The sequence below is a fragment of the Sphingomonas sp. BT-65 genome, from assembly GCF_026107375.2.
Classification (GTDB): Bacteria; Pseudomonadota; Alphaproteobacteria; order Sphingomonadales; family Sphingomonadaceae; genus Sphingomonas.
In genome coordinates, this window is sequence record NZ_JAPCIA010000001.1 from 2,807,621 (window position 1) to 2,819,979 (window position 12,359).

Consider the following 12,359-nt stretch of genomic DNA (forward strand, 5'->3'; position numbering starts at 1 on the left):
CAGTGCTGGCGGCGGCGGGTGCGCCCGCTGCGGCGCAGCAGCTTGCTTTCCCCGGCGCGGAAGGGGCGGGGCGGTTTTCCGAAGGCGGGCGCGGCGGGCGGGTGATCGCGGTCACCAACCTCGACGATTCCGGGCCGGGCAGCCTGCGCGCGGCGCTCGAGGCGGAGCGGCCGCGCACCGTGGTGTTCAACGTCTCGGGCACGATCGCGCTCAAGTCCGACATCGTCGTGACCAACGGGCGGCTGACCATCGCCGGCCAGACCGCGCCGGGCGACGGCATCACGATCCGCGACCGCTCGCTCAACATCGCCGCGGACGACGTGGTGGTGCGCTATATCCGCGGGCGGCTCGGCGCCGCCTCGGGCACGCAGCAGGACGCGATCACGGTGACCAGGGGGCGGCGGATCATCCTCGACCATGTCTCGGCGAGTTGGTCGATCGACGAGACGCTGTCGGCCTCGACGCATTACGACAAGCCGGGCGACGGGGTGTGGGACCTGACCGTGCAATGGTCGATCATCGCCAATTCGCTGCGCAAGTCGAACCACGACAAGGGCGAGCACGGGTTCGGCAGCCTGATCCGTGCGGCGCGCGGCGCGAAGATCAGCTGGCACCACAATCTTTGGGCCAATCATCTCGACCGCATGCCGCGACCGGGCAATTATTCGTTGCCGAGCGAGGACGACAAGGGCGGGCTGTTCGAGTTCCGCTCCAACGTCTTCTACAATTGGGGCAAGGACCGCTCGGGCTATAATTACGACGTGTCGACACATGCCCAGTACAACTTCATCGATAACAGCTATGTCGCCGGACCCGACAGCAAGGGCAATTTCGCGTTCGAGGAGCAGAACCAGCTCGCGCGCGCCTGGTGGTCGGGCAACAGCATGAACGGTGCGGTGCCGGCGGACCAGAAGACGCTGGTCAAGGGCAACATCCCCGCAGGCTACTGGCTCGACGCGCCGCTCGATGTCGGGGCGGTGGCGAGCGATCCGGCGCCGCGCGCGTTCGAGCGTGTGCTCGCGGACGCTGGCGCGTCGCTGGTGCGCGACGCGGTTGATCTCAAGATCGTGGCGGGCGTGCGCAATCGCACCGGGCGGATCATCGACAACGAGGCGCAGGACGGCGGCTGGCCGGCGCTGCGTTCGGGCACCGCGGCGGCTGATGGCGATCAGGACGGCATGCCCGACGCGTGGGAGCGCGCACGCGGGCTCGACCCGGCCAGCGCCGACGGCGCGGCGGATCGCAACAAGGACGGCTACAGCAACCTCGAGGAATATCTGAACGAGCTTGCCGCCGGGAAGGGCACCGCGTGATCATCTCTTCCGCCAATGATTTCCGGGAAGCCGCGCGGCGGCGGCTTCCGCGCTTCCTGTTCGACTATGCCGATGGCGGCGCCTATGCCGAGGAGACGCTGCGCCGCAACGTGAGCGATCTGGCGAGCATCGCGCTGCGCCAGCGGGTGCTCAAGGACGTCGCCAGCATCGACCTCAAGACCAGCTGGTTCGGGCGCGAGGTGGCGCTGCCGGTGGCGCTCGGGCCGGTCGGGATCAGCGGCATGTATGCGCGGCGCGGCGAGCTGCAGGCGGCGCGCGCGGCCAGGGCGGCGGGGATTCCGGCGTGCCTCTCGACCGTGTCGATCTGCTCGATCGAGGAAGTGGCGCAGGCGGCCGACCCCTTCTGGTTCCAGCTCTACGTGCTCCGCGACCGCGCGTTCATGAAGGACCTGATCGCACGGGCCAAGGCGGCGGGTGCCGCGGCCTTGGTGTTCACGGTCGACATGCCGGTGCCGGGTGCGCGCTATCGCGATGCGCATTCGGGCATGTCCGGGCCGAACGCCGCGGTGCGCCGCGTGCTCCAGGCGATGGGCAAGCCGGGCTGGTCGTGGGACGTCGGGCTGTGGGGCCGGCCGCACATGCTCGGCAACCTGCTCCCGGTGCTGGGCAAGGATAGCGGGCTCAACGACTATATGGGCTGGCTCGGCGCCAATTTCGATCCGTCGATCCAGTGGAAGGATCTGGAGTGGATCCGCGAGGCGTGGGACGGGCCGCTGATCATCAAGGGCATCCTCGACCCCGAGGATGCGCGCGAGGCGGCGGCGATCGGCGCCAACGGCATCGTCGTCTCCAACCATGGCGGGCGCCAGCTCGACGGCGTATTGTCGAGCGCGCGCGCGCTGCCGGCGATTGCGGACGCGGTGGGCGACCGGCTCACCGTGCTCGCCGATAGTGGCGTGCGCAACGGGCTCGACGTGGTTCGGATGCTGGCGCTGGGCGCGCAGGGCGTGCTGCTCGGGCGCGCCTGGGTCTATGCGCTGGCGGCGCAGGGCGAGGCCGGGGTGGCCAAGCTGCTTGAGCTGATCGCCAAGGAAATGACGGTCGCGATGACGCTGACCGGAGTCAACCGGATCGAGGCGATCGATCGCTCGATCCTTGCTGAGGACGTCAAATGAAGCTTCTCGAAGGCAAGACCGTGCTGGTCACCGGTGGATCGACCGGCATCGGCCGCGCCGCGGCGATCGGCGCCGCGCAGCACGGCGCGAACGTCGCGATCAACTATGCGTCGAGCGACGACAAGGCGGCGTCGTGCGTCGCGGAGATCGAGGCGCTGGGCCAACGCGGCCTGGCGGTGAAGGGCGACGTCGCGCTGCCCGAGACTGCGACCGATTTCGTGACCAAGGCGGTCGAGGCATTCGGGCGGGTGGACGTGATGGTCTCCAACGCCGGCATCTGCCCGTTCCACGCCTTTCTCGACATGCCGGTCGAGACGGTCGACCGCACCTTCCGCGTCAACCTCCACGGCGCCTATTACATGGTGCAGGCCGCGGCGAACCAGATGGTGAAGCAGGGCGAAGGCGGGGCGATCGTCGCGGTCTCGTCGATCTCGGCGCTGGTCGGCGGCGAGTTCCAGACGCATTACACCCCGACCAAGGCCGGCGTGCACTCGCTGATGCAGTCGGCCGCGATCGCGCTCGGAAGGCACGGCATCCGCTGCAACTCGGTGCTGCCCGGCACGATCCTGACCGAGATCAACAAGGACGACCTCGCCGACCAGGACAAGCGCGACCGCATGACCGCGCGCATCCCGCTCGGGCGGCTGGGCGAGTCCGAGGATCTGGCCGGGCCGATCGTGTTCCTCGCGTCGGAAATGGCGGCTTACGTCACCGGCGCCGCCCTGCTCGTCGACGGCGGCGCGTTCGTGAACCTCCAGTAAGGCCGTCGCGTGTCGCTCGTCATGCCCGTCCCCGATGCCGCGACGCTGGCGCGGCGGGCGGAGATCGTGGCGGCGATGCGGGCCATCGTTCCCGGCGAGGGCGTGATCGACGATGCCGAGGCGCTGCGGCCGTACGAGTCCGACGGGCTGACCGCCTATGCGCAGGTGCCGCTGCTGGTGGTGCTGCCCGAGACGGTCGCGCAGGTCGCCGCGGTGCTGGGCTGGTGCCATGCGAACCGGGTGAAGGTGGTGCCGCGCGGCGCGGGCACGTCGCTGTCGGGCGGGGCGCTGCCGCTCGCCGACGGCGTGCTGCTCGGCATGGCGAAGTTCAACCGCGTGCTCGACATCGACTATGAAGATCGCGTCGCGGTGGTGCAGCCGGGGGTGACCAACCTCGCCATCACCCGCGCGGTGGAGGACATGGGCTTCTATTACGCGCCCGATCCCTCCAGCCAGATCGCCTGCACGATCGGCGGTAACGTCGCCGAGAATTCGGGCGGGGTGCATTGCCTCAAATACGGGCTCACCACGAATAACGTGCTCGGTGTCGAGCTGGTGACGATCGAGGGCGAGATCGTGCGGCTCGGCGGGCGTGGACTGGAACCGGCCGGGCTCGACCTGCTCGGCGTGATCGTGGGGTCGGAGGGGCTGCTCGGCGTGGTGACCGAGGTGACGGTCCGCATCCTGCCGCGGCCGGAGACGGCGAGGGCGCTGCTGATCGGCTTTCCCGATGTCGAGGGCGCGGGGCGCTGCGTCGCCGACGTGATCGCCGCGGGGATCATCCCGGCAGGGATGGAGATGATGGACCGGCCCGCGATCCATGCCGCCGAGGCCTTCGTCAACGTCGGCTATCCGCTCGATGTCGAGGCGCTGCTGATCGTCGAGCTCGACGGACCGGGTGCGGAGTGCGGGCACCTGAGCGGCGAGGTCGAGGCGATCGCGCGGGCGAACGGTGCGGTGTCGGTGCGCGCGTCGGCCGACGAGGCGGAGCGCGTGGCGTTCTGGGCGGGGCGCAAGGCGGCGTTCCCGGCGGCGGGACGGATCTCGCCCGACTATTACTGCATGGACGGCACGATCCCGCGGCGGCGGTTGCCCGAGGTGCTAACGCGGATGACGGCGCTGTCGGAGCAATATGGGCTCGGCGTGATCAACGTGTTCCATGCCGGCGACGGCAATCTCCACCCGCTGATCCTGTACGACGCCAACCAGCCGGGGCAGCTGGAGATGGCCGAGGCGTTCGGAGCGGATATCCTGCGGCTGTGTGTCGAAGTGGGTGGCGTGCTGACCGGCGAGCATGGCGTGGGGGTCGAGAAGCGCGACCTGATGCACACGATGTTCTCGAAGGCCGATCTCGCGCAGCAGCAGCGGGTGAAATGCGCGTTCGATCCCGAACTGCTGCTCAACCCGGGCAAGATGTTTCCGGAGCTGCACCGCTGCGCCGAGCTGGGGCGGATGCATGTCCATCGCGGGCGGGTGCCGTTCCCCGATCTGCCGCGCTTCTGATGCTGTGCCCGGCGGACATGGGCGAGTTGTGCGAGATCGTCGCGGCGGGCGGCAAGTTGCGGCTGCGCGGGGGCGGGAGCAAGGACGCGATCGGTGCGCCGTGCGAGGCGCAGATCGTGAACATGCGCGGGTTCGCCGGGGTGGTGGACTATGACCCGTCCGAGCTCGTGCTGACTGTCGGTGCGGGCACGCCGCTGGCCGAGGTGCAAGCGCTGGTCGCGGGTGAGGACCAGATGCTGGCGTTCGATCCGTTCGATCATGGCGCGATACTTGGCAATGACGGCGGAGCGACAATCGGCGGCGTGATCGCTGCCGGTGTGGCAGGGCCGGCGCGGCTGTCGCGCGGTGGCGCGCGTGATCACCTGCTCGGCTTCACCGCGGTATCTGGGCGTGGCGAGACGTTCGTCGCGGGGGCGAAGGTTGTGAAGAATGTCACCGGCTATGACCTGCCCAAGCTGATGGCGGGGAGCTGGGGCCGGCTCGCGGCGCTGACCGAACTGACGCTCAAGGTGCTGCCCGCGCCACGCGTGCGGCATACGCTGGTCTCACGCGGACTGGACGCAGCGGGCGCGGTGGCGGCGATGGCGCGGGCGATGGGGTCGGCGGCGGAAGTGACCGCGGCGGCGCATCTGCCCGACTGGCGCGGCGACGCGGTGACTGCGCTGCGGCTCGACGGGTTCGCGGAATCGGTCACGGCGCGCGTGGCGATGCTGCCGGAATTCGAGGCGCTGGAAGAGGGCGATGCGCTGTGGCTGGCGGTGCGCGATGCTTCGCCTCTGTCGGGCGCGTTGCCGTTGTGGCGGCTGATCGTCGCGCCCGGCAAGGCGCCTGATGTGGTCGCTGCGTTGCCCCATGCGGAGTGGCTGCTCGATTGGGCGGGCGGGCTCATCTGGCTGGCGAGCAACGCCGATTCCGCGGTGATCCGCGCCGCTGCTGAAGCCGCGGGCGGGCACGCGACGCTGGTGCGGGCGAGCGATGTGATGCGCAGAACGGTCCCGGCGCTGCATCCGCAACCGCCTGCACTGGCGGCGATCGAGGCGCGCGTGCGTCGCGCCTTCGATCCCGACGGCGTGTTCGAGACGGGGCGCTTCTAGATGCAGACCCGCTTCACCCCCGAGCAGCTCGCCGATCCCGCGACGGCGTCGTCCGAGGGCGCGATCCGCAAATGCGTGCATTGCGGCTTCTGCACCGCGACCTGCCCGACCTATGTGCTGCTCGGCGACGAGCTCGATAGCCCGCGCGGCCGCATCTACCTGATCAAGGACATGCTCGAGAACCAGCGCAAGCCGGGACCGGAGACGGTCAAGCATGTCGACCGCTGCCTGTCCTGCCTGTCGTGCATGACGACTTGCCCCTCGGGCGTGAACTATATGCACCTGGTCGATCACGCGCGGGCCTATATCCACGAGAACTACCAGCGCCCGTGGCACGAGCGCGCGGTGCGGCTGCTGCTGGCGGCGGTGCTGCCCTATCCCGGACGGTTCCGCGCCGCACTGACGCTGGCGAAGCTCGGGCGGCCGTTCGCGCCGCTGCTGGCGGGGGTGAAGCCGCTGGCGGCGATGCTGGCGATGGCGCCGAAGCAGGTGCCGGCCAAGGTCCCCGCGGTGACCAGGACGGTACCCGGCGCGAAGGGCCGCGTCGCGCTGCTCCAGGGCTGTGCCGAGCCGGTGCTCAAGCCCGAATATCGCGCGGCGGCGGTGCGGCTGCTCAACCGCGCCGGCTATGACGCGGTGTTCGCGCTGGGCGAGGGCTGCTGCGGCGCGCTGGTGCATCATATGGGACGCGAGGCGGACGGGCTCGATGCGGCACGGCGCAACGTCGATGCGTGGACCCGCGAGATCGAGGGCGAAGGACTCGCCGCGATCGTGGTGACCGCATCGGGCTGCGGCACGACGATCAAGGACTATGGCTTCATGCTGCGCAACGACCCCGCCTATGCCGAAAAGGCGGCGCAGGTCTCGGCGCTGGCGAAGGATATTTCCGAGCTGCTGGTCGAGGCCGAGCTGCCGCACGGCGACGGGCGCGGGCTGACCGTCGCCTATCACGCCGCCTGCTCGCTGCAGCATGGGCAGAAGGTGACCGAGGCCCCCAAACGGCTGCTGGCGACCGCCGGCTATGCGGTGCGCACCCCGGTCGAAGCGCATCTCTGCTGCGGATCGGCAGGCACCTACAACATCCTTCAGCCCGAGATCGCGGGCAAGCTCGGCGACCGCAAGACCGCCAATCTGGAGCGCCTGGGCGCGGACGTGATCGCCACCGGCAATGTCGGCTGCGCGATGCAGATCGGTCAGCGCAGCGGCACCCCGGTGGTGCACGTGATCGAGCTGCTCGACTGGGCGACAGGCGGCCCCGCGCCCGCCGCTTTTGCGCATCGAAACGCTTGACCAATTAGTACTATTATATTTAGAATCTGACATCGTCGCGCGCTGCTGCTGAGTCTCGCGCGAATGACTAGCGCCGCCTTCGCAGCGGCGGGCCTGGGAGAGTGTGGGGATGTCATTGCAAGTGTCTGGTGGGCGATTCTTGCTGACTGTGCTTGCTGCGGCACTGGCGGCAGCACCGGCCTCCGCGCAGACACTGCCGCTCAGCGTCTCGGCCAATCACCGTTATCTCGAGGCGGGTGGCAAGCCTTTCTTCTGGATGGGCGACACCGCCTGGCTGCTGCTCAGCCGGCTCAATCGCGAAGAGACCGAGCGCTACCTAACCACGCGCAAGCGCCAGGGGTTCAACGTCGTCCAAGTGATGGTGCTCCACACCAACAAGATGACTAGCCGCTACGACGCGCCCGCGCTGGTCGATGGCGACCCCGGGCGGCCGCGCACCACGCCGGGCAAGGACCCGGCCAAGGCGGGTGAGTACGACTATTGGGACCATCTCGACTGGGTGATCGAGCGTGCGCAGGCGCATGGCATGTACCTCGCGCTGGTGCCGGCCTGGGGCGACCTCGCGATGGAGCGGCAGCTCAACGAGAAGAATGCCCCGGTCTATGGCCGCTTCATGGCCGAGCGCTATGGCAAGGCGCCCAACGTGATCTGGCTCAACGGCGGCGACACGCGCTCGGAAATGCGCAACGCGGTGTGGGACGCGCTCGGCACGACGATCAAGCGCATCGCGCCCAGGCAGCTGATGACCTTCCATCCGATCGGCCGCACCACCTCGTCCTGGCAATGGCATCAGGCGCCGTGGCTGGACTTCAACATGTTCCAGTCGGGCCACCGCAGCTACGCGCAGGAAGGCGCCAACGCGATCGGCGAGGATAACTGGCGCTATGTCGAGCAGGACCTCGCCCGCACCCCGCCCAAGCCGACGATCGACGGCGAGCCGAGCTACGAGAATATCCCGCACGGGCTGCACGAGAAGGATCAGCCGCGCTGGCAGGCCGCTGATGTGCGCCGCTATGGCTGGTGGGCGGTGATGGCGGGCGCGTTCGGCCACACCTATGGTGAGAACCATGTAATGCAGTTCTTCCTCACGGGCGCCGACACCGCGAACTTCGAGCCGAACCTGCATTGGGACAAGGCGATCGAGGCCCCGGGCGCGAACCAGATGCGCCATCTGCGCGCGCTGATCGAATCGCGGCCGATGCTCGAGCGGGTGCCCGATCAGGCGCTGATCGCCGACAATGGCGTGCGCTACGATCGCGTGCTGGCGAGCCGGGGCAAGTCCTATGCCTTTGCCTACACCTATACCGGCCGCCCGTTCACGATGAAGCTCGGTGCGATCAGCGGGCCCCAGGTGAAGGCGCAATGGTATTCGCCGCGCGACGGCGGGTTCGTGGCCGTAGGCACGTTCGCCAATCGCGGCGAGCAGCGTTTCGATCCGCCGGGCGAGACCAGGGCGGGCAATGACTGGGTGCTGGTGCTCGACGATATTGGAAATGGGGCGAGCATCGTACGATGAACGAAGGGAAATTCGTGGGTCTTCCGAAGATCAAGCATGTCCGTGCCTACACGGTGCGGGGTGGGGGTGCGGATTATCACGATCAGGGTGCGGGGCACTGGATCGACGATCACATCGCGACCCCGATGGCGCGCTATCCGGAGTATCGCCAGTCGCGCCAGAGCTTCGGGATCAACGTGCTCGGCACTTTGGTGGTCGAGCTCGAGGCCGAGGACGGCACGGTCGGCTTTGCGGTCACCACCGGCGGCGAGCCGGCCTGCTTCATCGTCGAGAAGCATTTGTCGCGCTTCCTGATCGGGCGCAGCCCGGCCGAGTATGAGAAGATCTGGGACCAGATGTACTTCTCGACCCAATATTATGGGCGCAAGGGGCTGGTGGTGAACGCCATCTCCGGCGTCGACCTCGCCATCTGGGATTTGCTCGGCAAGCTGCGCGGCGAGCCGGTCTATCACATGCTCGGCGGCGCGGTGCGCGACGAGCTGCAATTCTACGCCACCGGCGCGCGGCCCGACCTTGCCAAAGAGATGGGGTTCATCGGCGGCAAGCTGCCGCTCCACCACGGGCCCGCCGAGGGGCTCGAGGGGCTCGACAAGAACATCGCCAACCTCGCCGACATGCGATCGAAGTGCGGCGATGATTTCTGGCTGATGCTCGATTGCTGGATGAGCCTCGACCTCGACTATGCCACCCGCCTCGCGCATCGCGCGTGGGACGAGTGCGGCTTGAAGTGGATCGAGGAGGCGCTCTCCCCCGACGATTACTGGAGCTATGCCGCGCTCAAGCGGAACGCGCCCAAGGGCCTGCTCGTCACCACCGGCGAGCATGAGGCGACGCGCTGGGGCTTTCGCATGCTGATGGACATGGACTGCTGCGACATCATCCAGCCCGATGTCGGCTGGTGCGGCGGGGTCACCGAGCTGATCAAGATCGCGAGCTATGCCGACAGCCGCGGCGTCCTCATGGTGCCGCACGGCTCGTCGGTCTACAGCTATCACTTCGTGATCACGCGCCACAACTCGCCGTTCGCCGAGTTCCTGATGATGCACCCCGGACCCACCGAGGTCGTCCCGATGTTCGCGCCGCAGCTGCTCGGCGAACCCGTCCCCGTCAACGGCAAGATCCGCGCCTCCGAACTCGACAAACCCGGCTTCGGGGTTGAGCTCAATCGCGACATCGCGCTGCACCGGCCCTATCCCAATGATTGAACGCTCAAGACTGAAGGACCCGACATGAAGCTCTGCCGTTATGGTGCCCCCGGCGCCGAGAAGCCCGGCCTGATCGACGCCGATGGCCGCATCCGCGACCTCTCCGCCCATGTCGCCGACATCGGCCCGGACGCGATCGGCAAGGATGGTCTCGCCAGGCTCGCCGGGATCGATCCCGCCAGCCTGCCGCTAGTCGAGGGCGAGGTGCGCTATGGCCCCTGCGTCGGCGGCACACGCCAGTTCGTCGCGATCGGCCTCAACTATGTCGATCACGCGCATGAATCGAACCTGCCGATTCCCGAGGAACCGGTGGTGTTCAACAAATGGGTGAGCTGCATCCAGGGCCCGAACGATCCGGTGACGATCCCGAAGGATTCCAAGAAGACCGACTGGGAGGTCGAACTCGGCATCGTGATCGGCACCGCCGCCAACAATGTGTCCGAAGCCGACGCGCTGTCGCACGTCGCCGGCTATTGCGTGGTCAACGACGTGTCCGAGCGCCACTGGCAGGCCGAGCGCGGCATGACCTGGGACAAGGGCAAGGGCTTCCCGACCTTTGGACCGATCGGCCCGTGGCTGGTCACCGCCGACGAGGTCGGCGATCCGCAGAACCTGTCGATGTGGCTGTCGGTCAACGGCAAGAAGGTGCAGGACGGCAACACCAAGACGATGATCTTCAACGTCGCGCAGATCGTCTCCTATCTCTCGCAGATCATGACTTTGCTGCCCGGGGACGTCATCACCACCGGCACCCCGCCGGGCGTCGGTCTCGGCCAGAAGCCCGAGCCCTGGTATCTCAAGGCCGGCGACGTGGTCGAGCTCGGCATCGAGAAGCTCGGCGAGCAGCGCCAGGACTTCGTCGCATGGGCGCCCGCCAAGTGAGCGCGTACGCAGGCCGTTTCGCCGGGCACACGGCGGTGATCACCGGCGGCGCGTCGGGCCTCGGTAAGGCTGTCGCCAAGCGCATTCTCGCCGAGGGCGGCAAGGTCGCACTGTGGGACTTGAGCGCCGACAATCTCGCTGCGGCGAGGGATGAGGTCGGCGCCACCGACGTGCAGGCGCTCGACGTGTCCGATCAGGCGGCGGTCGAGGCTGCGGCCAAGGCCAGTGCCGCGGCGCTGGGCGGCAAGGTCGACGTGCTGGTCTGCTCGGCGGGCATCACCGGCGCGACTGCGCCGGTGCACGAATATCCGGTCGACAGCTGGCTGCGCGTGTTCGACATCAACGTCAACGGGCTGTTCTACTGCAACCGTGCGATCGTGCCGCTGATGCTCGAGAACGGCTATGGCCGCATCGTCAACATCGCCTCGGTCGCGGGCAAGGAAGGCAATCCCAACGCCAGCGCCTATTCGGCGTCGAAGGCGGCGGTGATCGGCCTCACCAAGTCGCTCGGCAAGGAACTGGCGGGTAAGGGCGTGATCGCGAACGCGCTGACTCCGGCGACGTTCGAGAGCCCGATCCTCGCCCAGCTGCCGCAGAGCCAGGTCGATTACATGCGCTCGAAGATCCCGATGGGCCGCCTCGGCGAAGTCGAGGAGAGCGCGGCGATGGTTTGCTTCATGGCGAGCGAGGAGTGCAGCTTCACCACCGCCTCGACCTTCGACACCTCGGGCGGGCGGACGACCTTCTGACATGAGCCGCCCGCCTCTCGTCGATCCGCACGTCCATCTCTGGGACCTCGCGCATATCCGCTACCCGTGGCTGACGGGGCCGTTCAGCGATGACGGTCCCAACGGCAGCGTCGAGCCGATCGCGGTCGACTATCCGCTCGACACCTATCTGGCCGACGCGGGCAAGTGGGAAGTGCGCGGGATCGTGCATATCGACGCGGGCGCGCATCCCGGGGACGCGCTCAAGGAGACGCAGTGGCTGCAGGCCATGGCCGACGAGCGCGGGCTGCCGAGCGGCATCGTTGCTTTTGCGGCGCTCGACGACCCTGGGGTCGAGGCGCTGCTCGCGGCGCATGTCGAGCACCGCAACGTGCGCGGCATCCGCCACATCATCAACTGGCATCCCGATCCGGCGCGCAGCTACTCACCCGCCGATGTCACGATGAGTGATGCCTGGGCGCGCGGGTTCGGGCTGCTCAGCAAGTTCGGCCTGAGCTTCGACCTTCAGGCCTATCCCGGTCAGTTCGCGCATCTCGCCGAGCTGATCGCGAAGCACCCGGATACGCAGGTGATCCTCGACCATACCGGCATGGCGATCCCCGGGGATGAGGATGGCTGGGGCGTGTGGCGGCGGGGCATGGCGGCGTTCGCGGCGTTGCCCAATGTCGCGGTCAAGATCTCGGGCATGGGTTTCACCTGGCGGCCATGGGATGAGGCGCAGGCGCGCGGCTATGTGCTCGAGACGATCGAGCTGTTCGGCATCGAGCGGGCGATGTTCGCGAGCAACTTCCCGACCGACAAATTGTTCGGCAGCTTCGACAAGCATTTCGACGCCTATGACGCGATCACCGTGGACTTTTCCACCGACGAGCGCGCGGCGCTGTTCGGCGGCAACGCCGCCCGCATCTACCGGCTGGGGCTCGAGCTCTAG

At 68.0% G+C, this 12,359-nt stretch carries 11 protein-coding genes; all 11 read left to right on the forward strand.

Translation table 11 applies throughout. From position 1 onward, the window contains the following. The first annotated feature begins 2 nt into the window (after positions 1-2). Positions 3-1,313 carry a pectate lyase family protein gene (locus tag OK349_RS13590; protein ID WP_265118618.1) on the forward strand — a complete coding sequence of 437 codons (1,311 nt, stop codon included), beginning with the start codon at positions 3-5 and terminating at the stop codon, positions 1,311-1,313. Next, a complete protein-coding gene (gene lldD, locus OK349_RS13595) occupies positions 1,310-2,449 on the forward strand; it encodes an FMN-dependent L-lactate dehydrogenase LldD (RefSeq protein ID WP_265118328.1) in 1,140 nt (379 codons plus the stop codon). Before OK349_RS13590 ends, lldD begins: the two co-directional genes overlap by 4 nt. Then, positions 2,446-3,210, forward strand: a complete 765-nt coding sequence (locus tag OK349_RS13600; protein ID WP_265118329.1) for an L-rhamnose 1-dehydrogenase Lra1 — start codon at positions 2,446-2,448, stop codon at positions 3,208-3,210. Before lldD ends, OK349_RS13600 begins: the two co-directional genes overlap by 4 nt. 9 nt (positions 3,211-3,219) lie before the next feature. Next, positions 3,220-4,713, forward strand: a complete 1,494-nt coding sequence (locus OK349_RS13605) for an FAD-linked oxidase C-terminal domain-containing protein (RefSeq protein ID WP_265118330.1) — start codon at positions 3,220-3,222, stop codon at positions 4,711-4,713. Beyond that, positions 4,713-5,807, forward strand: a complete 1,095-nt coding sequence (gene glcE / locus OK349_RS13610) for a glycolate oxidase subunit GlcE (protein WP_265118331.1) — start codon at positions 4,713-4,715, stop codon at positions 5,805-5,807. The genes OK349_RS13605 and glcE overlap by 1 nt, the downstream gene beginning before the upstream one ends. Next, the gene (glcF, locus tag OK349_RS13615; protein WP_265118332.1) at positions 5,808-7,097 is read left to right on the forward strand and encodes a glycolate oxidase subunit GlcF; all 1,290 of its coding nucleotides are present in this window, start codon (positions 5,808-5,810) and stop codon (positions 7,095-7,097) included. Between the two features lie 148 nt (positions 7,098-7,245). Then, positions 7,246-8,613, forward strand: coding sequence for a glycoside hydrolase family 140 protein (locus tag OK349_RS13620; RefSeq protein WP_265118619.1), 1,368 nt, complete (start codon positions 7,246-7,248; stop codon positions 8,611-8,613). Next, positions 8,610-9,818 carry an L-rhamnonate dehydratase gene (gene rhmD, locus OK349_RS13625; protein ID WP_265118333.1) on the forward strand — a complete coding sequence of 403 codons (1,209 nt, stop codon included), beginning with the start codon at positions 8,610-8,612 and terminating at the stop codon, positions 9,816-9,818. Before OK349_RS13620 ends, rhmD begins: the two co-directional genes overlap by 4 nt. 24 nt (positions 9,819-9,842) lie before the next feature. Further along, the gene (locus OK349_RS13630) at positions 9,843-10,700 is read left to right on the forward strand and encodes a fumarylacetoacetate hydrolase family protein (RefSeq protein WP_265118334.1); all 858 of its coding nucleotides are present in this window, start codon (positions 9,843-9,845) and stop codon (positions 10,698-10,700) included. Continuing rightward, the gene (locus OK349_RS13635; RefSeq protein ID WP_265118335.1) at positions 10,697-11,449 is read left to right on the forward strand and encodes an SDR family NAD(P)-dependent oxidoreductase; all 753 of its coding nucleotides are present in this window, start codon (positions 10,697-10,699) and stop codon (positions 11,447-11,449) included. Before OK349_RS13630 ends, OK349_RS13635 begins: the two co-directional genes overlap by 4 nt. Before the next feature lies 1 nt (position 11,450). After that, positions 11,451-12,359, forward strand: coding sequence for an amidohydrolase family protein (locus OK349_RS13640; RefSeq protein ID WP_265118336.1), 909 nt, complete (start codon positions 11,451-11,453; stop codon positions 12,357-12,359).

Bases quoted from the DNA above. Each gene is read 5' to 3' on its own strand.
- OK349_RS13600 (WP_265118329.1), top strand. From the start codon at position 2,446: ATGAAGCTTCTCGAAGGCAAGACCGTGCTGGTCACCGGTGGATCGACC.
- glcE (WP_265118331.1), top strand. From the start codon at position 4,713: ATGCTGTGCCCGGCGGACATGGGCGAGTTGTGCGAGATCGTCGCGGCG.
- glcF (WP_265118332.1), top strand. From the start codon at position 5,808: ATGCAGACCCGCTTCACCCCCGAGCAGCTCGCCGATCCCGCGACGGCG.
- rhmD (WP_265118333.1), top strand. From the start codon at position 8,610: ATGAACGAAGGGAAATTCGTGGGTCTTCCGAAGATCAAGCATGTCCGT.
- OK349_RS13630 (WP_265118334.1), top strand. From the start codon at position 9,843: ATGAAGCTCTGCCGTTATGGTGCCCCCGGCGCCGAGAAGCCCGGCCTG.
- OK349_RS13640 (WP_265118336.1), top strand. From the start codon at position 11,451: ATGAGCCGCCCGCCTCTCGTCGATCCGCACGTCCATCTCTGGGACCTC.